This window comes from Chryseobacterium sp. UYP7, assembly GCF_056279225.1.
In genome coordinates, this window is the sequence record NZ_JBWBQW010000002.1 from 122,835 (window position 1) to 142,781 (window position 19,947).

Below are 19,947 nucleotides of genomic sequence, written 5' to 3' on the forward strand. Positions count from 1 at the left end.
CTTCCTAGTTTAGAAACAGTGAATTTTCATAATAAACGATCTTGTTATTGGCTTTGCCGGATTTTCGTTTTCAGAGTGGAAGGATGAGAAGCGTACGAAGCATTACATTGTTGAGTTCTGGAATTAAAATATTTGGTATCATCTTAAGTTTTTTAGCGTAATAACGAAAGATGTTCCCTTATTTAATTCAGATTCGATTGCGATAGTTCCTTGTAAAATTTCGATCGTATCCTTCACAATATATAACCCAATACCGGAACCTACTTTTTTACTGTTAAGACGGTAAAACATATCAAAGATTTTAGTGTGATATTTTTCATCTATTCCAACGCCGTTATCTGAAATGGTCAGTTTAAGTATTTTGTAATCGGAAGAGCTACTGATTTTAATAAAATTATTTGTTCCTTCTTCTTTATGATATTTTATGGCATTTGATATTAAATTTTCAATAACGGTATTTAATCTTATTTGATCCGTATAAAATGCTTGCCGCTGATTGATATCAACGATGAATTCTATATTCTTTGCATCTGGATTCCCTCTATAAGATCTGACAATTTCATCAATGTTTTTTTGTAAATCTATTTTTTGTACTTCCACTGGAAGACGATTGTTTCTGGAGTAGTTTAGTATGTTTTTAATGAAATTATCCAAACGGTGAACACTTTCTCGAATCATTAGAATATGTTTGATCGTTTCAGGTTCGTTACTTTCCTCTTCTATAAAATTAATTATTCCCAATATAGAGGTGAGCGGAGAACGCAAATCATGAGATACACTATAAACAAAGCGGTCTAATTCTGTATTTGTTTTTATTAGTTTCTTGTTCTGCAGATCAAGATCAATTTCGGCTTTTTTTCTTTCCGTAATATCGAACTGGGTGGTGACATGTTGATAGGGTTTTCCTTTTATATCTAAAAATGGAGTTATAGTCGTGTCTACCCAATATTCGGAACCGTCTTTGGCTCTATTTTTCAGCTCTCCTTTCCAGGTTTTACCTTTGGTGATGGTTTCCCAGATACTTTGCATAAATTCTTTCGAGTGATGACCAGAGCTAAAAATTTGATGATCCAGACCAACTAATTCTTCCTTTGTGTATTTTGAAATGGCACAAAAGTTATCATTGACATGAGTGATAATTCCCTTTTGATCAGTGATGGCTACAATACAGGATTCATCAATAGCATATTTGAAATCAGATAATTCTTTATTTACAGTCAGTAATTCCTCCTGTCTGTTTTGAGTGAGCTTAATTTGGCTACTAAGCTCACTGTTATAGCGTTCTATTTTTTTTCGTGACACAACCTGCTCTGTAACATCGTTTCCAAAGAAGAAAATACCATCTATGTTTCCATCAGGATCCTTATGTGCTTGATATATGAAATTCAGATAAACCTCATCTAATATTCCATTTCCATTAAAATCAAATTGAAAAAGCATTTCGCTTGCTGAAAAGGTTTCACCGGTTTGATAAACATGGTCTAAGAGCTCGTATATTCCCTGAGATTCAAGTTCCGGGAACACTTCTTTTACTGTTTTCCCAATTACTTCACTTTTATCAGTTTTAGAGATTATTTTTAGATAAGGAGGATTGGCCAATTCATAGATGTGATCTGGTCCTTTTAAAATGCCCATTCCAGAAGGAGAGTTCTCGTAGAGATCATGAAAACGTTTCTTTTCCTGTTGAATGGTTTTCTCTAATTTTTTTCTGTCAGTTATATCTTTCGCAATGCATAATGCTAATTGAAGTTCCGTATCCCATCTGGCTGACCAAAGGTTACTGACAATAGAACCGTTTTTATGGATGTATCGATTTTCAAAGAAATTGGTTTCCGAACCTTGTTTTACATTAGACTCTTCTTTTACTGATTTCTCTTGGTCTTCTTTAAAAATTAAATTTAAAAAGGACGTACCTTTTAATTCCTGTGGGGTATATCCCCATATTTTCAGCGAAGCGGCATTTACATCAACAAATTTCCCATCATCATCAATTGTACAGATGACATCCATTGAAGCATCTAAAGTTTTATTATGCCGATCGACCGTTTTTTTTAATAAATGGGCTGTAGTATCTAATTTTTCTTGATATTTTAAACGCTCAGAGAGGTCACGAATCGATACAGAAACCCTTTCCCTTGCAAAAGAATCGGTAAATTTAGAAGCATAAATAAAAGCCAAAAATTTACTTCCGTCTTTGCGAATTAAATTAGCTTCTCCTTTTGCGCTACCTTTAGCAATGAGTTCCTGCATTAAAGAATCAATTCGGTGGTCAGTTTTATCGATAATGGTGTCGCTGCCTTTACTAATGATCTCTTCTTCGGTCATTTTAAACATCTCACACGCGGCAGGGTTAGTTCGGATAATTTGGCCATCTATCTGAGATAGTATTATTCCGTTGAGACTGTTATCGAACATCGCACGGTAATCGGCTTCTTTTTCTGCCAACTCAGTTTCTATTTTTTTGCGCGTGCTGACATCACTCAATTTAAATATAATACCTTTCAAATTGGGATTGCTCAACTGGTTATTACCAGTTCCTTCAAACCAGCAATACTTCCCATTTTTTAATTTCAATCTAAAAGAAATTGAAATGATTTGTCCATGTTTGCTTTTTAGTTCATCTAAAAAGTCATGAACTAAGTCCCTGTCTTGAGGATGAATTATTTCAAAAATGTCATATCCATGTATCTCTTTAGGGCTATATCCTGTGATCTCTTCTATTATGGGATTTCTATAAATGGGATTTAAATTTTCATCAAGAACGGTGTAAATTACTTCGGTATTTTCTACCAATGCTCTAAATAAATACTCTTTTTTTTCTAATTCTTTAATGCGATCTTGGAGCTTATCTTCAGTATTTCGAGGACAATTTTTAGATCCAAATTTTTCTAAAGCCAATTTTATACTGGAAGGAAGTTCTTCTATTTGGTCTTTCAGAACAAAATCAGCCAAACCATTCCTGAAGAAATAGATCAATGATTCTTCTTTAGCGGCATTAGATATAAATATAAAAGGCGTTCGGGGAGCCAGTTCTTTGGCCAAATTAAATATTGATCTTCCTTCAAAGTCCGGAAAATTGGTGTTAGATAATATAATATCTGGATCTTGTTTCTGAATATATTGCTTTAAACCCTCTTTAGTGTCCGTAACCTCTAGAATATAATTACTGTATTCTTTTTCCAGGATCTGACGAATTATTTCAATATGATCTGAAAAAGCGTCAACCAGTAGTATTTTAATTAATTTAGAGGCCATTATTTTATTGTGAAGTTATTGAGATCAGAAAAATGATCTTCAAATTTTTAATATTTTAGAAGAGATCCACCAAAATAAGAGAAGAACTTTTAAAAAGATAAAATTTCATCAAAAACACTTTTGGTAATTGGTTTAACGGCAAATAAAGAGATAGATCGATCTTGTTTTGCCCTAAAAATATCGCGATCATCAATCGTAGAAGAGACCATAATGATTTTACAATGATCGGTTAAGGTTGGTGATAACAACTTATAATTTTCTAAAAATTCAAATCCATCCATAATCGGCATGTAAATATCAACAAAGATGATCTGTGGTATTAAATCTTTATTTTCTTGATTTTCTGACAAATATTCCAGTGCAGTTGAAGCATTGTTATATTCTAAAATATGTTTTGAAAAGTTGTTATTAGTAATTAATTTTGCACCAATATAAAGATCGAATTCATTGTCATCTATGATCATAACTTTATCAAACGAGGGCTGCATTAGATCTTCCATAATATCTGTCTTTTTAGATTGGATTTTATTATTTTTAATGATAGTTATAGCTTGATAAATTTAATAAACTCTTCTTGTCTTCGTTTAGCAACTGGAAGCGATGTTCCATTTATAAGTTCACAACTATAACCGTCCTTTTTTACTATTTTTGTAATATGTTTGATATTAACGACATATGAATGATGGATTCTGAAAAAATAATTAGGATCCATCAAAGATGCATATTCGCCAAGATTTCTGCTGGATAAGATCTTTTTACCGTTTACCAGAAAAAAATCAGTGTATTTGCCTTCTGCTTTACAAAAAATAATATCATCCATCCTAACTAGTTCAATTTTATCCATTGAAGAAATAGCGATGTATTCTTTGTTTTGATACATGTTGGTCAAAGCATTTACCTCACTTACCTTCTGTTTCTGAAAACATAATTCCATTCCGATCTGTTTAATCGCTTTATAAACTGAAAGAATGATGTCATCAAAGTTAAGAGGTTTAACTAAAAAATCAATTGCATTTAGCTTGAACGCTTTTAAAGCATAAAGTTCGTTTGACGATATGAAAATAAATTTTGGAAGATTAAAATCTAAATCATTGATGTAATTGAACAAGCTTTCATTCTTGGATGAAATATCTATGAATATGACATTAGGTTTATGTAATTTAATTAAATCCAAACTTTTCTCAACCGAAGAGCCATGCCCCACAATTTTCAAAATCATATGATTATCCTCCACAAATGAATTTAATATTTGAGTAGTTTCATCATCATCATTTACAATTACCGCAGTGAGTTGTTTCATTTATATATATATAAATCGAGAATGTATGTTAGAAATCAAAAAATATTTTTACGAAAAATTATATTCAATCAATTACTTTTGTTGGAAGGGTCTCAGAAATCTTAATATTCTCTGCGCCATATACGTCAATGTAATCTGTTTAATTTTATTTCCTTAAAATTTGCTCCCGATGCTCACTTTCGATTTCAAAAATCAGCAACCATAATTAGATACAAATAGAAATCCTGGCGCATTTGTACATAATATACCTATTTCTTTTACTAAAATAATGCCAATTACGTCATCTTTAGGTAAAATGCGTAAATTCTGGGGTAAAGAAATAAATTAGCATTACCCAATTTTTGCCGAAAAAAAACGTGAAATAAAAAAATTATTTAGATCAAAAAAGCCACAACATTTTAAAATGTATTTTAAATTTTATAGAGAGGTATTTTAAATGCGCACCCGCGTTCTTTTTACGATCATCATTTTTTCATAGATCTTTTCCGTAATTCCAATGGTTTTCTAAAATTAAATTTATTCATTGAAATAAAAAAATCTCCTTTACAGAAAGTAAAGGAGATCAACACAAATGATGAAAAAAATTATAGGGGAAGTAAACACTTCCTTTATGTTTATAAATGTAAAGCTTATAAACCGCGAGAGTCAGATTGTGTCATACAGTTATTAATTGTCCATCTTTTAAAATAAGTGTAGGTTTCAAGATAATAAGTGGTAAAAAGAGAATTAATGTAACCGTTATTTTAGTTTAAAAATTCAATTGACATCACAGAAAGTTCCCTCAAAGTAAAAATAAACTTACTATTTTGTTTTTGGAAGAAATAAAAAAACGTTCAATGTTGTAAAAGTCAAAACACCGTTTCATCCAATTACATAAAAAAACACCTACTTCATTAGCTTGCAAATATAAATTTTTATGCTTTTCATTCCTTCACGATATGAAAATTAATTGAAGTAAAAAAGCCACCCTTAAAAATAAAAAACCTCAGTTATGTGGTAAATTAAAGTTTATCTTTCGCAAGAAATTTTATCGTATCAGAAAAATCTCGGTCACGAAGTTCGCAACCTCGCAAAGCCGCAAAACGTTCATTCAAACAATTTGAAGGCACTATAGTTACAAAAGGAGATGATTTTAATTATGCGAGAGTAAATTTTAAAATTGACGTAAAAAGTATTGATACCAATCAAGTACAACGTGATGAGCATTTAAAAAATGGAGATTTTTTTGAAACAGATTCTTATCCAGAGATCACTTTTGAGTCCACATCATTTTTAAACACAAACGGTAGTGATTACAAAATGATCGGCAATTTAACGATGAAAGGAATAACAAGATCAGTTGAATCAAACGTAGAGTACGGAGGTTCAGAAGATAATGGACATGGTATCTTAATACATGGCTTTGAAATAACCGGAGTACTTAATCGTATAGAATTTGGAATGACTTGGAATAAATTGACTGATACAGGCGGTTTAGGATTAGGTGAAAACGTGAAACTAATTGCAAACGTGCAAGTTGCGAAATTAGCTGAAGAAACAGTTAATTAAAGTATAACTTCATGATTCTTCAATAAATAAATTTTTTAACAATAGACTGAAAAAACCTTGTTCAACTAATAATTTGGACAAGGTTTTTTAATTTGTAGCACAACAACAGAGAATGCAAGAAGATTATAAATGTTTTTATTCGACCTCGCAATAGTTGTAAGCTTTATAAAAATTTTAGTTAAAGTGCCATATCCATTTATGGACAAACTTGACTTTATCCACCATAAATTTAAGTTGAGCAGCCTGATTTAATCGCATTTTTAACTATCTATCAAGACGATCGTCGGATATTGATATTTAAAGATGATATTGATAGAAATAAAGACGAATTGCTTAGAGATATAGAAGCAATTGGTAGAAAGTATTTATCTATAGATATATTACTACAGGACGTTGCTATTTAAATACACTAATTACTCATAAATTCAAAGAGGGAAGAGTTTTTTTAGCTAGAGATGAGGCACAAATAATTGACTTTTTTTTATTGCAACCGCAGATCCGCAATTATTTTTAGATCTTCTAATATTTCATTTCCCGTATGTCTGGACAGGTTATTAATAACTAAAATAGTTTAAGAATTCAGAGATCATTATTAGTAATTTAAAATAATGCCACCTCAAATTTTGTAACAGCAAGATTTATTTTTTTTAATTAACTTTATAATAATTAAACTAAAATGACATCTCTCTCCGATCTTCATCTGTCTTAAAAAATTAAAAAGTATGCAAAACGACGAAATAACAAAAGCCAAACCAGACATTCCTGACATAAAAAGGATGGAGATTTCTCTCACCATAAATAAACAGGAAAAAAAATTGAAAGTTTTGCCCTGGGTTAGTCTTTTAGATGCCCTGCGCGACCACTGCGATCTGACCGGAACAAAAAAAGGTTGTGATCATGGGCAATGTGGTGCGTGTACTGTGATAGTAGATGGAGTAAGAATTTTGTCCTGTTTAACTTTTGCCGTGATGAAAAATGGTTCGGAGGTCACGACCATTGAGGGAATTGCCAATGAGAATCAACTTCATCCTTTGCAAAAAGCATTTATCGAGCACGATGCCTTTCAATGCGGTTATTGCACGCCGGGACAAATTTGTAGTGCCGTTGCAATGGTTAAAGAAGGTCACGCCGAAACCCGTGAAGAAGTGAAAGAATTAATGAGTGGAAATCTGTGCCGATGCGGTGCAAATACCAATATTATTGACGCGATAATGGAATTTAAAGAAACAGTAAACCATGAATAACTTTAAATATCAAAAAGTTTTTACCATAGAAGAAGCCATCGAAGAAATTAAAATGGACGATTCCACCAAATTTATCGCAGGTGGAACCAACCTGATCGACCTTTGGCGCTATGATTTAGAACATCCGAAATCACTTATTGACATTAATGGTCTTTCAGAAATAAGCAGCATTCAAAAAGAAAATAAAGGATTGTTATTAGGTGCCCTGGCTACAAATTCGCAAACTGCTTACGATCCTTTGGTCTTAAAAAATTACCCCTTACTTTCAAAAGCAATTTTGGCAGGCGCATCGGCCCAAATCAGAAACAGTGCAACAAATGGCGGTAATTTATTGCAAAAAACCAGATGTTATTATTTTTACGATGCTGCATCACCCTGTAATAAAAGAAATCCAGGATCGGGATGTCCCGCCATTGAAGGTCTTAACAGGATGCACGCAGTAATTGGTTGTAGTGATAAATGCATCGCTGTTTTTCCTTCGGATATGTGTATTGCTCTGGCGGCTTTGGAGGCAGTTGTTCAGATAGAAGGTCCAAAAGGAAAGCGGGAAATTAATTTTCAGGATTTTCATCGTTTGCCGGGAGATACGCCGGAATTGGATAATAATTTAGGAGAGAACGAATTAATAACAGGTATTTTATTACCCGAAGAAGGTTTTGCTCAAAATTATTCTTATTTAAAACTTCGGGACCGTAATTCTTATGCATTTGCAATGGTGAGTGTGGCAACGGGATTAAAATTAAAGGAAGGAAAAATCACAAAAGCACGGATCGCCTTAGGCGGAATTGCCCCAAAACCCTGGCGTGTGAAAGAAGCTGAAGAATTTTTAACTGATAAAGTTCCGACTAAAGAAAATTTTAGAGCTGCTGCAGAGATGATTTTACAAGGTGCTAAAGGTTTTGAATACAACAATTTTAAAATTGAACTTGCCAAACGGGCGATCGTAAGAAACTGCATGATGGCACTTGACCCAGAATCCCATAGACCCGGTGCAAAACCCTCATTATAAACCTCATGGAAAAAACAAAACAAATAGGGAAACCTATCAATAGAATAGAAGGCGAGCTAAAAGTGACGGGCTCTGCAAAATACGCGGGAGAGTACAATGTTCCTGATCTGCTTCAAAGTTATATCGTCAACAGCACCATTACCAAAGGAAAAATTTTATCAATAGATGATTCTGAAGCGTTAAAAGTTGATGGCGTTATCAAAATTTTCACGCACGAAAACCGACCGGATCTTACCTGGTTTGATATGATGTATTCTGATATGGATGCGCCGCCGGGAACACCATTTAAACCTTTATATGACGGAAAAATAGTCTACAATGGTCAACCCATTGGTTTAGTGGTTGCAGAAACATTTGAAGCCGCACGATACGCTGCTTCTTTGTTAAAAGTAACTTACGAAAAAGAAGATTTTGAAACGGAACTGTCAACCAATCTGGAAAAGAGACGCGACCCGAAAAAAGGGTTGGCTACTTATCTAAAACCTCTTCCACCCGAACCGAAAGGAAATTTTGCGGAAGCATTTGACACCGCTGCAGCAAAGTATTCCGGTGAGTTTGTGCACGGAACTGAAAATCATAATCCCATCGAACTTTTTGCCACTACCACAGTTTATGAAGGTAAAAGTAAAGTGACGGTTTACGATAAAACTCAGGGAACAAGCAATTGTCAGATCTATATCGCAAATGTATTTGGACTTCATTTTAAGGATGTGAGAGTTATTTCCCCCTTTGTGGGCGGTGCTTTTGGAGCTGGTTTAAGACCGCAATACCAAATGTTTTTGAGTGTAATGGCTGCTTTGGAACTAAAGAGAAATGTACGCGTAACGATGGACAGAGCGCAGATGTTCACTTTTGGTCACCGCCCGCAAACTATACAAAATACAAGTTTCGGCGCAGATGAAAATGGAATGGTCACTGCGATCAAGCACAACGCTTTTGCAGAAACTTCCCAATTTGAAGATTATGCAGAAGTAGTCGTGAACTGGGCGAATGTTCTGTATCCGGCAAAAAATGTTGAATTAGAATATCAACTTGTGCCGTTGGATGTTTCCTCACCTATGGATATGCGTGCGCCAGGCGGAAGTACCGGAATACACGCAATAGAAGCAACCATGGATGAGTTGTCTTATCAGTTAAAAATCGACCCACTGGAATTCCGTAAGTTGAATTATTCTGAGCGGGACGTGAGTAAAGACAAACCTTTTTCCAGTAAAGAATTAATGCAGTGTTATTTACAAGGTGCAGAAAAGTTTAAATGGTCCGAACGTGATCCTGTACCACGCTCCACTAGACGGGGAAACCGTTTGGTAGGAACCGGGATGAGCACTGGAATTTGGGAAGTAATGGCACTTCCTGCAAAAGCAAAAGCAAAATTTGATAAAAACGGAAAATTGACAGTAACAAGTGCGGTGACGGATATTGGAACGGGAACAAAAACGGTGATGACGCAGATCGCCGCCGATGAGTTAGGCTTAGAAATTTCCGACGTCACTTTCGATCATGGAGACAGTAAAATGCCGCTCGCCCCAATTCAGGGCGGATCTTATACCACAGGCGTGATCGGTTCAGCCGTAAAAGGAGCATGTACGGCTTTAAGGGAAAAACTATTTAAAATAGCAAAGAAATTAGAAAATTCTCCGTTTAAATCTGTCGGTTTTGATGAGGTTGGTTTTGGCAAAGGTTTTATTTATTTAAAAAATGAGTCTTCTAAAACGATCTCTATAAAACAAATCATAGCAGCAAATGGGGGAAAATCTATTACAGCTTCCAAAACAGATGTTCCTAATTTTTTGAAATTAAAAAATTACACCAAAATGGCTCACAGCGCGGCTTTTGTGGAGGTGGACGTGGATGAAGAATTAGGAATTGTAAATGTGACCCGTGCTGTAACAGCTGTTGCCGCTGGAAGAATAATTAACCCAAAAACGGCGCGCAGTCAGATTTTGGGCGGAATGATCTGGGGAATTAGCAAAGCTTTGCGGGAAGAAACTTTAACAGACCATAGATCAGGCAGACATGTTAACACAAATCTTGGTGAATACCACATTCCCGTTCACGCAGATATTCACGATCTGGACTGTATTTTCGTAGATGAAAAAGACGAGATCATCAATGAACTGGGTGTTAAAGGTGTGGGTGAGATCGGTCTGTGTTCTATGTCTCCAGCCATTGCAAACGCTATTTACCATGCGACCGGAAAAAGACTAAATAAATTTCCGATCCACATGGATGATCTAATGTAGATCTGCATTCATTTTAAAATTAAAGCGGCAAAATTTGTAGAAAATTTGCCGCTTCTTTATTTCAATGATAATAATGGTTTTTACTTAACCTCCGATCGTGATCATGCTTCTATTATTGTGATTGCTCATATCTTCAAAATCTTCCAGATTATTCATTCCCGCACGAACGGCTTTTTTCTTATTAACTGCCATAGAAATTAAATTTTCAATATTCTCTTCATTTCTAAAAGCGGACAGCAGATCGGTTTCAGAAGTAGAAAATAGACAGTTTTTAATTTTGCCATTTGCTGTTAAACGAATTCGGTTACAAACATCGCAAAAAGGATTTGTTACGGAAGAAATGATTCCAAAACTTCCCGCGTAGTCTTTTATTTTAAAATTTCTGGCGGTAAAATTCTGTTCATTTTTTAATGGAATAATTTGATCTGAAGAATACTTGTTGTCTACTTTATCAAGTATCTCTTTAAAACTGACCAGTTTAGATTTGTCCCAACTGTTGCCACTAAAAGGCATAAATTCGATAAATCTAATATTAATGGGGTGCAATTTTGTGAATTTTATAAAATCAATAATTTCATTCTCGTTAAATTCTTTTAGCAAGACCACATTAACTTTTACATTAAAACCGTCTTTTATCAATAATAAAATATTTTGAAAAGCTTTATCAAACTGATCCCGTTTAGTAATGGTATTAAATTTTTCCAGATTCAAAGTGTCTAAACTGACATTGATATCCTTTAAATTATATTTTTTAAAATTGTCAATATGACGGTCAACTAAGATCGCATTTGTGGTGATCGAAATTTGAACAGGCAATTGCGATAATCCAGCTAAAATTTCGGGAAAATCCTTTCTTAAAAGTGGCTCACCACCGGTCAGTCTTATTTTATTAACCCCATTTTTTACAAATAATTTTGCAATTGAAACCACTTCCGCCGCCGTCATTAAGTTTTCTTTTGGCGTCAGTTCTACACCATGTTCCGGCATGCAATACGTGCAGCGCAGATTGCACTTTTCTATCAGCGAGATCCGCAAATAATTGTGTTGACGTCCAAAAGTGTCGGTTAATATTTCAGTCGTTTTATTCATTTAATGTCTTTCGCCTTTCATGATTTTAAAACTGTGAAAAAGTGCGGGAAATACAGCATCTAAACTTTCATCAACACCTTTACTGGAACCGGGAAGTGACAGAACCAGAGTGTCACCAATTGTTCCCACGATACTTCTGGAAAGCATTGCAAACGGCATTCTGTCCTGTCCGTATCTTCTGATCGTTTCTTCCGCGCCTAATAATCTTTTATCCAAAAGCGGCAGAACTGCTTCCGGCGTATTATCTCTCGGTGATAATCCCGTTCCACCAGTTATTATAATTATGTCATTGATCTGAACTAGATCATTTACAGTATTTTGTATTTTTTCCAGATCATCCGGAATAATATTTATTTTCGAAGTTTCCAGTCCAAATTTCTGCATTTTTTCCTGGATCACTTTGCCGGATCTTTCAATCCCTTCTCCCTCAGATAAACTGTCTGAGCAGACTAAAATTCCTACTTTTAAGTTTGAAATATCAGCAATGGGGAAAGAACTCTTTCCGCCGGTTTTCTCTAAAAGTTTAATGGTACTTATTTCAATACCTTTGTCGATCGGCTTTAGCATGTCATAAATATTTAGCGCCACAACGCTTGCGCCATGCATAGCTTCAACTTCTACACCGGTTTTGTAGATGGTTTTCACCGTGACTTTTATAATGATCTCAAGATCATTAATTTCATATGCAACGCCCGTAAATTCAATTGGCATGGGATGACAATCGGGTAATAATTCAGGCGTTTTTTTTACCGCTAATAATCCTGCGGCTTTACTCATTTCAAAAATATTTCCCTTTGGAACTTCATTATTTTCAATGGCTTTTATGGTCTCCAACTTACTTACTTTTACCGTCGCCTGCGCCGTTGCAGTGCGTAAAGTGTTTGATTTATGCGTAATATCTACCATTTAAATATTCTTTTTCCATTGAAAGGTTTCATCTTCAAAGATCTCTTTGCCAAAGATAGGCACTTCAGTTTTCACACGGTTCACAATATATTCGGTCGCTTCATAAACTTCCGGTCGGTGCGCCGCAGAAACAAAAACGAAAAGACAAATCTCGCCGACGTTCACACGACCTAAACTGTGGTAAATGTGCATGCAGGTTAAATTAAATTTCTCAAAAGTTTCTTCCCGGATGATCTCTAATTTTTTATCAGCCATTTCCTGATAGCACGTAAAATCCAGTGCTGCGACTTTTTTTCCTTCAATACTATCTTCGCGGACTTGTCCTAGAAAAATATTATGGGCGCCAATATCGGTTTTTGTCTGGTGTTTCTGGATGGCTTCGGCAATAAATGTCGGGGTTATTTCACCCTGCAAAAAGACCTGCTTTGTTTTCTTTATCATTAATTTCTGGTGCATTTTCCTTTAAACAATAAACTTTATTAAAGTTTTTCTGACTTAATATTTTTGCCGCGGCTTCACTTCGTTTTCCACTTTGGCAAAAAATAAAAATAGGTTTTTCAGTTGGAATTTTATCTAAATTTTCCTCTAAATCGACGAGTGGAATTTGAAGGTAATTTTCAAATGAAAGTTTTGGTTCTTCTTCCGCATTTCTAACATCTAAAAAAGTGCCGTTTAATTCTTTAGCCTCTTCATACGAGATTGTTTCAATTTTATGGGAATATTCATTTAAAAAAAATTCTTCACTGATATAATTATTTTCTCTCTTTTCGTATTTAAATAAATGCTGTTCATTATTTAAAGTATCAACTAAAAGCATTTTGTCCGTTAATAATTTCCCGATATTTAAAAAATATTTAAAAACTTCATTCGCCTCATAAATTCCTGCCATTGCTACCGTTACAGGCATTACACCAGCTTCGGCACAACTCTGAAAATCTTTTGGCGGATTAGGATAAAGACATCGGTAGGTGCCACTGTTTTTAAAATTAAAAGTTGCGATTTGAAACTGAAATCGATACACCGACGCATGAACAAAAGGTTTTCCTGTTAAAACACAGGCATCATTTATCAAATACCGAATATTAATATTATCGGTTGCATCAACAATAATGTCAAATTCTTTGAAAATTTTTAAGGCATTTTGAGCATTTAAAAATTCATCGTAATTTTTAATTGAAATATCGGGAAACTGAATTCTTAATTTTTCGGTTGCGGTCTTTGATTTTAATTGATTTAAATCTTTTTCAGAAAAGAGAATTTGGCGGTGTAGATTGCTTTTAGAAACGACATCGCCATCAATAATACCAATTTTTCCAATTCCGGAAGACGTTAAATAAGGTAAAACTGCATTTCCCAAACCACCGGCTCCAACAACCAAAACTGAAGCATTAGTCAGTTTTTCCTGACCTTTTTCACCGATCTGCGGTAAAGTAATTTGTCGTAAATATCTGCTGTCTTCCATAATTATTTATCCTCCCGCAAACGCAGAAAGAACTGCAATTTCGTCTGTTTCAAGTAAGCTTTTATCAACCGAAGTTTCTGTAATTGAATGATTTATTGCAATGTGATAGTCACGTTCATTTAGTTGATAGTTGTCTTTCAGAAAAATGATTAAAGAATTTACACTTAAAATGTCTTTTAAGTCTTCTGCTGTTTTATTTGTTTTTTCAGCAATTTCGCCGAAGTAAAAAATCTTCATATTTTTTTAAACTAAAAATAATTTTACGGCTGCAATCGTCAGAACTCCGGCTAAGACGTATTTCAGCGTATTCATATTAAATTTTTGGCTGCCATAAAGCGCGCCCAAACTTCCGCCAATCAACGCCACAGGAATTAAATACCAGGTTTCAACCGGAATTTTGCCGCCGTTCATTGTAAAACCCACAATTCCGGAAAGTGAATTTACAAAAATAAAAAGTGCCGAAACCGCTGCGGCCTGTTTCATATTCCCCCACCCCAGAAGTATGATCACCGGACTTAAAATAATGCCACCACCAATACCTATCATTCCGGAAAATAATCCGATTGCGCCACCTATAAACAATGATAAATACAGATTATTTTCTTTAAATTCAGTTTTAGGTTTTCCAAAAATATTCAGCATTCTTAGAATTGCAAGGACGAGAAAAGCGCCTAAGATCTGTTTGTATAACACGGGATCTATCTTTAAAAAACCACCAATAAATGCCAACGGAACGGAAGTGATTGCAAACGGATAAAATAATTTCCATTTAAAATGGTTGTTTTTTTTAAAAAACCAAAATGAAATAGCCGATACAAATATGTTGAGCAATAATGCGGAGGGCTTCATCACTAAAATCGGAAAGGAAAAAAGAGCCATTAACGCTAAATAACCGCTTGCACCACCGTGACCAACGCTTGCATAGAGAAATGCAACCACGGCTAAAATGACCAGAAACAATATCAATAATTGCGTTTCTAAAAATATATCCACTTTTTTAATCGAGTTTTAAATAGGTAACTGATTCTCCTTTTTTAATTAATTTCACATCTCCCGGAATCATTAATAAAGCATTTGAAACGGCAAAAGCTCTCAGCATTGATGAAGCCTGTCCGGAAAATTCTGTTGCAATATCATTTTCTACATTTCCTTTCAAAAATAAAGTCTTCCCGAAATTATTTTTGATATCGTCGTTTGCCATCGCTTTTAATTTAGGTAAATGAAATTCTTTAAAACCCATTTTTGCTTTTAAAAGTGGCCAGGCGTAAACGTAAAAACAAGTTAAACTCGAAGCCGGATTCCCAGGTAAGGCGAAAATCATTTTATCTTCTTTTTTACCAAACCAAAGTGGTTTTCCGGGTTTTTGGTTGATCTTGTAAAATAATTGCTGGGCGCCATTTTCATTTAAAGCTTCTTCAACAAAATCATAATCTCCCACAGAAATTCCGCCTGAAATTAAAATAATATCGTTATTATTTAATAATTTTTTGAGAGAATTCGTAGTTTCTTCTAAGGTGTCTATTGCAAATAAAATTTCAATTTCTTCGATGCCAAGACGTTTCAAACCTAATCTTAAAGTTATAGAATTGCTGTCATAAATTTCGCCTTGCTCTAAAACTTCATCACTTCCTTTAATTTCATTTCCGGTAATTAAAATGCCCACTTTTGGTCTTTTGTAAACCTTAATATTTTTTATGCCAATTCCGGCTAAAAATCCAACTGCGGCTTCATTTAAAAAAGTGTCTTTTTCTAAAGCGATGTCGCCAGTTTTTATTTGTTCACCTTCCAAACGAACGTTACTGCCTTTCGACGGCGGATTTTCAATGATAATTTCATCTGCAATTCTGGAAACATGCTCCTGCATAACCACCGTATCTGCTTCATCCGGAATGCGCGCGCCGGTAAAAATTCGGATCGCTTCGCCCTTTTTTAATTTGATGTTTTTAGAACTTCCGGTTTGCACTTCCCCAACGACTTTGTAAGATCTGTCATCAGAAAAAATGTAAGCATAACCGTCCATTGACGATTGCTTGAAAGGTGGCATATTTAAAGGAGAAAGTACATTTTCAGCTAAAATATAACTGTAAGAATCTACAATGCCTTTACTGATCGATTCGAGAGGGTTACAATAATTTTCTACCTCGGCAAGTGCTTCTGAAACTGAGATCATTGAATTAAATTTTTATAGTCTTCAGGCGTGTCAATATCGGTAAGATCAACTTTCATCTCAATTCCTTTAACATTGATCAATTTATTATTAAGCAGTTCTACTGCGCCCTTTTCACCCTGCAATTTAAGTAAATCTTGAAAATATTTCCGGGGAAAAATTGCGGGAACACCATTTTTATTTAAATATTTTGAAGCAAAAATAGATTCAGGATCTTTTTTAAAACTAGAAATTAAGGCATTTAAATAATCTGAAGTTATATTCGGTTGGTCTCCGAGCATTATCAAAACAGCGTCAAATAAATCTTGTAAATTTTCAATTCCATAATAAATGCTGGAACTTAGTCCTTTTTCAAAATTTAAATTCTCAATTATAGTAACATCATAATTCTTAATACTGGATCTGATTTTTTCTGCATTTGCACCTAAAACGCAAAAAACTTTTTCAACATCCGCTCTCAAAGCATTTTCGATACTCACGCCTAAAAGTATTTTGCCTCCAACCGGTAATAATTGTTTCGCAGTTTTCATTCGAGAAGAAGTTCCCGCAGCGAGAATTATAAGTGCAATTCTCATTTTTCAGAATGAATTTTTCCGATTTTATTTTGCATTTCGATCAAGTCAGTTTTTCTTGTAACCACTAAAATTTCCGAAAGAATAGAAAGTGCAATTTCTTCTGGTGTTATTGCGCCAATATTTAAACCGGCCGGACTGTGAATTTTATCTAAAAACTCTTCATTTAATTCTGGGTTAAATTCTATTAATTCATTCAGGATCAATTCCCGGCGTTTTTTAGAACCGAGAATTCCGATGTATTGAAGATCTAAAAATTGTAATTTTAAAAGATATTTAAGATCCTGTGCATAATTGTGCGTCATTAAAACAACTGCAGTTTGATCATCTAAATTAAAATCAGCGATCTCAGGTGTTTGGGCAGAAATATATTTTGCGCCCGGAAAATCTGATAATTGTTTTGGGTCTTTTACTGAGGTGATAACTTCGACCTCCCAACCCAAAAAACTGGCCATCGTGCAGAGTTTTACAGCGTCGTGCTCGGCACCAATGATTATTAATTTAAATGGTGGTTTTAAATTTTGAGTAAAAATATCTAAATTATTTACATTATCTAAAGTAAAACTATCGTTAAATTTAAAAGTGGAATTATCATCAAAAGTGATCTGGCTTCCAAAGTTTCCAACTTCATCATCTTGCTTCGCAAAAAACGAGTCGATATTAAAACCTTTTCGTCGATTTAAAACGTCTTGAAATTTCACATTAAGGTCATCAGAAATTGTAAAAGATTCAATTAAAATATATAAAATACCTTCGCAACCTAATCTGTAACGGCCATCATAGGTAATTATTTTTGGTTCGCCGGTTCTAAATACGCTTTCTGCACGGTTTTTTATTTCCTTTTCTACACAACCTCCACTTACGGCACCCGTCATTTTTCCGTCTTCTGAGATCAGCATTCGAACACCAGGTTTCCGATAAGATGAACCTTTTAAAAATACCACTGTGGCCAAAACATTTTTTAATCCTTTAACCTGATTAGTGCGGGCATCAGAAAAAATATTTTTTAATTCGTGTGTCATAAAATTTAGCGGGATACTTTTGAAAGTGAAATTAATAAAATTAGTAATCGCAGAGATTAAGTAAATCAAATTTAGTTAATTTGTATTAATTTGAACAATTAATTTCTAAATGGAACCAAGAGATTTTAACAATGAATTTTTCGATTTCCATTTTTAACTTAAAAATTAATAAAATAATCCTACCAGTTATTTTTTTTTAGTAATTTAGTCAATGAAATAAGAGTCCTTATTTCTATTCAATTTTAAGTTTTCCTTATGAAGAAAGATATAAACCCATCTGGTCTCACGCAGGCTGAACAAAAATTACTGGAAGAAATATTAGCAGAAGATGCTTCGGAAATTACTCCTTTGGGGGAAAGTCGCAGGCATTTTATAAAAGTGATGATGGCTGCCGGTGCCGGATTGATGGCGCTTCAGATGGTCGGTGGCGCTCAGGCAATATCGAAGGGCTTTGCTGAAATAGAACCAACTTCACTGGAAAATCCTTTAAAAGTTAATTTTTCTGTAAACGGTATAAATAAATCGTTAACTATTGATTCCAGAATGACTTTGCTTGATGCGTTGCGCGAGCGTTTGCAGTTGACAGGTTCCAAGAAAGGCTGTGATCATGGGCAATGTGGCGCATGTACAGTGATTGTAGATGATCACCGTGTTTTGTCGTGTTTAACTTTGGCGGCAACTCTTGAAGGAAGTTTAGTAACCACAGTAGAAGGTTTTGCAAAAAATGATGTTCTTCATCCGATCCAATCGGCATTCGTGAAACACGATGGTTTCCAGTGCGGGTATTGCACGCCGGGACAGATCTGTTCGTCTGTCGCTTTGTTAGATGAAATTAAAAGAGGTGATGTTAGTTTTGTAACGCCTGATGTAAAAAACATGAAACCTGAAATTTCTGATGACGAGATCAGAGAAAGAATGTCTGGAAATATTTGCCGGTGCGGCGCCTATCCAAATATTATAGCTGCGATACGCGAAGTTTATGGTGGTAAAGAAGTTGAACAGTTTTGGCAATTTTTAGATGACAGACAAAATGTGTCCTTAAATAGTGAAGAAAATTTAAAAGAAGAAGTTACAATATGAGAGCCTTTAAATATTCCCGGGCAGCAGGACCGCAAGATGCCATTAAATCAGTCTCAACAAACCTTAAAGCCCAGTATTTAGCAGGAGGCACCAATCTTTTAGATTTAATGAAGGAAGATGTAGAGCAACCGGACGAACTGGTAGATATCACGCGTTTGTCTTTATCTGATGTTACTGAAAACGGAAATGTCATTTCGATCGGAGGACTCGGTAAAAATACCGCGACGGCGAATCATCCATTGATCAGAAATAATTTCCCGATGCTTACACAGGCGATATTGGCCGGTGCTTCTGCACAGATCCGAAATATGGCGACCAATGGTGGAAATTTAAATCAGCGAACACGATGTTCCTACTTTTATGAAACTTCGATGCCTTGCAATAAAAGAGAACCAGGATCTGGGTGTGGCGCTCTCGAAGGTGTGAATAGAATGCATGCTGTATTTGGCTGGTCGAAAAGTTGTATCGCGGTCAATCCTTCCGATATGTGTATTCCATTGGTGGCGCTTAATGCAGTTGTAAAAATTCAGGGATTAAATGGCGAAATGCGAAGTTTGCCATTTTCAGAATACCACCGTTTACCGGGAGATGATCCTCAAAAGGACAATAATCTAAATCATGGAGAATTAATAACGTCCATCGAAATCCCTAAAAATAATTTTGTAGATAATTCTTGTTATTTAAAAATCAGAGACCGTTCCAGTTATGCATTTGCATTAATTTCTGTAGCTGCGGCGCTTGAACTTGACGGAAATACAGTTAAGGATGTTCGTTTAGCCATGGGCGGTGTTGCACACAAACCGTGGCGTGCTTTGACCGCTGAGAAATTTTTAAAAGGAAAAACGGCCAATATGGCTAACTTTAAAGAAGCCGCCGAAGCTGAAATGAGATCAGCAAAAGCCTTTGAATATAATAAGTTTAAAATTGAAATGGGTAAAAAAGCCATCGTGAGAGCCTTATCACAGGCAATGGCAGGTGGAAAAGTTTAGTTTTAACTAAATTTCATTAAGTATTCATTCTTCTTTTAATTAAAATCATTTTTGAATTTTC

The 19,947-nt window shown here is 34.8% G+C and carries 18 protein-coding genes; 6 read left to right on the forward strand and 12 right to left on the reverse strand.

From position 1 onward, the window contains the following. Positions 1-138 precede the first annotated feature (138 nt). From ACZ9HT_RS04775 to ACZ9HT_RS04785, 3 genes are all read right to left on the reverse strand, one after another. Complete coding sequence (locus ACZ9HT_RS04775) at positions 139-3,255, reverse strand: PAS domain-containing sensor histidine kinase (RefSeq protein WP_476039318.1); 3,117 nt, start codon at positions 3,253-3,255, stop codon at positions 139-141. 89 nt (positions 3,256-3,344) lie between these two features. Then, entirely contained in the window at positions 3,345-3,755 is a 411-nt protein-coding gene (locus ACZ9HT_RS04780; protein WP_476039319.1) for a response regulator, read from the reverse strand. Positions 3,756-3,799: 44 nt separating this feature from the next. Further along, complete coding sequence (locus tag ACZ9HT_RS04785; RefSeq protein ID WP_476039320.1) at positions 3,800-4,555, reverse strand: LytR/AlgR family response regulator transcription factor; 756 nt, start codon at positions 4,553-4,555, stop codon at positions 3,800-3,802. A 1,029-nt stretch (positions 4,556-5,584) separates the two neighbouring features. Here ACZ9HT_RS04785 and ACZ9HT_RS04790 point away from each other — a divergent pair. The 4 genes from ACZ9HT_RS04790 (at position 5,585) to ACZ9HT_RS04805 (ending at position 10,599) form a co-directional block, all read left to right on the forward strand. After that, positions 5,585-6,103 carry a YceI family protein gene (locus ACZ9HT_RS04790; protein WP_476039866.1) on the forward strand — a complete coding sequence of 173 codons (519 nt, stop codon included), beginning with the start codon at positions 5,585-5,587 and terminating at the stop codon, positions 6,101-6,103. Between the two features lie 722 nt (positions 6,104-6,825). Then, entirely contained in the window at positions 6,826-7,347 is a 522-nt protein-coding gene (locus ACZ9HT_RS04795; RefSeq protein WP_476039321.1) for a (2Fe-2S)-binding protein, read from the forward strand. Next, the gene (locus ACZ9HT_RS04800) at positions 7,340-8,356 is read left to right on the forward strand and encodes an FAD binding domain-containing protein (RefSeq protein ID WP_476039322.1); all 1,017 of its coding nucleotides are present in this window, start codon (positions 7,340-7,342) and stop codon (positions 8,354-8,356) included. Before ACZ9HT_RS04795 ends, ACZ9HT_RS04800 begins: the two co-directional genes overlap by 8 nt. 5 nt (positions 8,357-8,361) lie before the next feature. After that, a complete protein-coding gene (locus tag ACZ9HT_RS04805; protein WP_476039323.1) occupies positions 8,362-10,599 on the forward strand; it encodes a xanthine dehydrogenase family protein molybdopterin-binding subunit in 2,238 nt (745 codons plus the stop codon). 84 nt (positions 10,600-10,683) lie between these two features. Here ACZ9HT_RS04805 and moaA read toward each other — a convergent pair whose 3' ends face one another. Genes moaA through ACZ9HT_RS04850 form a run of 9 tightly spaced genes read right to left on the reverse strand, consistent with a single transcriptional unit; the run spans position 10,684 to position 17,817 of the window. After that, positions 10,684-11,688 carry a GTP 3',8-cyclase MoaA gene (moaA, locus tag ACZ9HT_RS04810; RefSeq protein WP_476039324.1) on the reverse strand — a complete coding sequence of 335 codons (1,005 nt, stop codon included), beginning with the start codon at positions 11,686-11,688 and terminating at the stop codon, positions 10,684-10,686. Beyond that, on the reverse strand, positions 11,689-12,594 hold the full coding sequence (gene moaCB / locus ACZ9HT_RS04815) for a bifunctional molybdenum cofactor biosynthesis protein MoaC/MoaB (RefSeq protein ID WP_476039325.1): 906 nt from the start codon (positions 12,592-12,594) through the stop codon (positions 11,689-11,691). Next, entirely contained in the window at positions 12,595-13,035 is a 441-nt protein-coding gene (locus ACZ9HT_RS04820) for a molybdenum cofactor biosynthesis protein MoaE (RefSeq protein WP_476039326.1), read from the reverse strand. Further along, positions 12,998-14,056 carry a ThiF family adenylyltransferase gene (locus tag ACZ9HT_RS04825; protein WP_476039327.1) on the reverse strand — a complete coding sequence of 353 codons (1,059 nt, stop codon included), beginning with the start codon at positions 14,054-14,056 and terminating at the stop codon, positions 12,998-13,000. The genes ACZ9HT_RS04820 and ACZ9HT_RS04825 overlap by 38 nt, the downstream gene beginning before the upstream one ends. A 6-nt stretch (positions 14,057-14,062) precedes the next feature. Beyond that, positions 14,063-14,293, reverse strand: a complete 231-nt coding sequence (locus ACZ9HT_RS04830; protein ID WP_476039328.1) for a MoaD/ThiS family protein — start codon at positions 14,291-14,293, stop codon at positions 14,063-14,065. A gap of 6 nt (positions 14,294-14,299) precedes the next feature. Then, entirely contained in the window at positions 14,300-15,049 is a 750-nt protein-coding gene (locus tag ACZ9HT_RS04835; RefSeq protein WP_476039329.1) for a sulfite exporter TauE/SafE family protein, read from the reverse strand. Between the two features lie 4 nt (positions 15,050-15,053). Next, on the reverse strand, positions 15,054-16,226 hold the full coding sequence (locus tag ACZ9HT_RS04840; RefSeq protein ID WP_476039330.1) for a molybdopterin molybdotransferase MoeA: 1,173 nt from the start codon (positions 16,224-16,226) through the stop codon (positions 15,054-15,056). Next, the gene (locus ACZ9HT_RS04845) at positions 16,223-16,798 is read right to left on the reverse strand and encodes a nucleotidyltransferase family protein (protein ID WP_476039331.1); all 576 of its coding nucleotides are present in this window, start codon (positions 16,796-16,798) and stop codon (positions 16,223-16,225) included. Before ACZ9HT_RS04845 ends, ACZ9HT_RS04840 begins: the two co-directional genes overlap by 4 nt. Then, positions 16,795-17,817 (reverse strand): XdhC family protein, encoded by a 1,023-nt coding sequence (locus ACZ9HT_RS04850; protein WP_476039332.1) that lies wholly within the window; start codon positions 17,815-17,817, stop codon positions 16,795-16,797. The genes ACZ9HT_RS04845 and ACZ9HT_RS04850 overlap by 4 nt, the downstream gene beginning before the upstream one ends. A 255-nt stretch (positions 17,818-18,072) precedes the next feature. On the opposite strand from ACZ9HT_RS04850, the gene ACZ9HT_RS04855 reads away from it, so the two are divergent. Both ACZ9HT_RS04855 and ACZ9HT_RS04860 read left to right on the forward strand, forming a co-directional pair. Then, positions 18,073-18,897: a 2Fe-2S iron-sulfur cluster-binding protein gene (locus ACZ9HT_RS04855; RefSeq protein WP_476039333.1), complete on the forward strand. Its 825-nt coding sequence runs from the start codon at positions 18,073-18,075 to the stop codon at positions 18,895-18,897. Continuing rightward, positions 18,894-19,886 carry an FAD binding domain-containing protein gene (locus ACZ9HT_RS04860; protein ID WP_476039334.1) on the forward strand — a complete coding sequence of 331 codons (993 nt, stop codon included), beginning with the start codon at positions 18,894-18,896 and terminating at the stop codon, positions 19,884-19,886. The genes ACZ9HT_RS04855 and ACZ9HT_RS04860 overlap by 4 nt, the downstream gene beginning before the upstream one ends. Positions 19,887-19,947 lie beyond the last annotated feature (61 nt).

Coding starts and splice junctions, on each gene's coding strand:
- moaA (WP_476039324.1), bottom strand. CDS start 11,688: ATGAATAAAACGACTGAAATATTAACCGACACTTTTGGACGTCAACAC.
- ACZ9HT_RS04855 (WP_476039333.1), top strand. CDS start 18,073: ATGAAGAAAGATATAAACCCATCTGGTCTCACGCAGGCTGAACAAAAA.
- ACZ9HT_RS04780 (WP_476039319.1), bottom strand. CDS start 3,755: ATGGAAGATCTAATGCAGCCCTCGTTTGATAAAGTTATGATCATAGAT.
- moaCB (WP_476039325.1), bottom strand. CDS start 12,594: ATGGTAGATATTACGCATAAATCAAACACTTTACGCACTGCAACGGCG.
- ACZ9HT_RS04845 (WP_476039331.1), bottom strand. CDS start 16,798: ATGAGAATTGCACTTATAATTCTCGCTGCGGGAACTTCTTCTCGAATG.
- ACZ9HT_RS04830 (WP_476039328.1), bottom strand. CDS start 14,293: ATGAAGATTTTTTACTTCGGCGAAATTGCTGAAAAAACAAATAAAACA.
- ACZ9HT_RS04820 (WP_476039326.1), bottom strand. CDS start 13,035: ATGATAAAGAAAACAAAGCAGGTCTTTTTGCAGGGTGAAATAACCCCG.
- ACZ9HT_RS04785 (WP_476039320.1), bottom strand. CDS start 4,555: ATGAAACAACTCACTGCGGTAATTGTAAATGATGATGATGAAACTACT.
- ACZ9HT_RS04795 (WP_476039321.1), top strand. CDS start 6,826: ATGCAAAACGACGAAATAACAAAAGCCAAACCAGACATTCCTGACATA.
- ACZ9HT_RS04805 (WP_476039323.1), top strand. CDS start 8,362: ATGGAAAAAACAAAACAAATAGGGAAACCTATCAATAGAATAGAAGGC.
- ACZ9HT_RS04860 (WP_476039334.1), top strand. CDS start 18,894: ATGAGAGCCTTTAAATATTCCCGGGCAGCAGGACCGCAAGATGCCATT.
- ACZ9HT_RS04840 (WP_476039330.1), bottom strand. CDS start 16,226: ATGATCTCAGTTTCAGAAGCACTTGCCGAGGTAGAAAATTATTGTAAC.
- ACZ9HT_RS04775 (WP_476039318.1), bottom strand. CDS start 3,255: ATGGCCTCTAAATTAATTAAAATACTACTGGTTGACGCTTTTTCAGAT.
- ACZ9HT_RS04800 (WP_476039322.1), top strand. CDS start 7,340: ATGAATAACTTTAAATATCAAAAAGTTTTTACCATAGAAGAAGCCATC.
- ACZ9HT_RS04850 (WP_476039332.1), bottom strand. CDS start 17,817: ATGACACACGAATTAAAAAATATTTTTTCTGATGCCCGCACTAATCAG.
- ACZ9HT_RS04825 (WP_476039327.1), bottom strand. CDS start 14,056: ATGGAAGACAGCAGATATTTACGACAAATTACTTTACCGCAGATCGGT.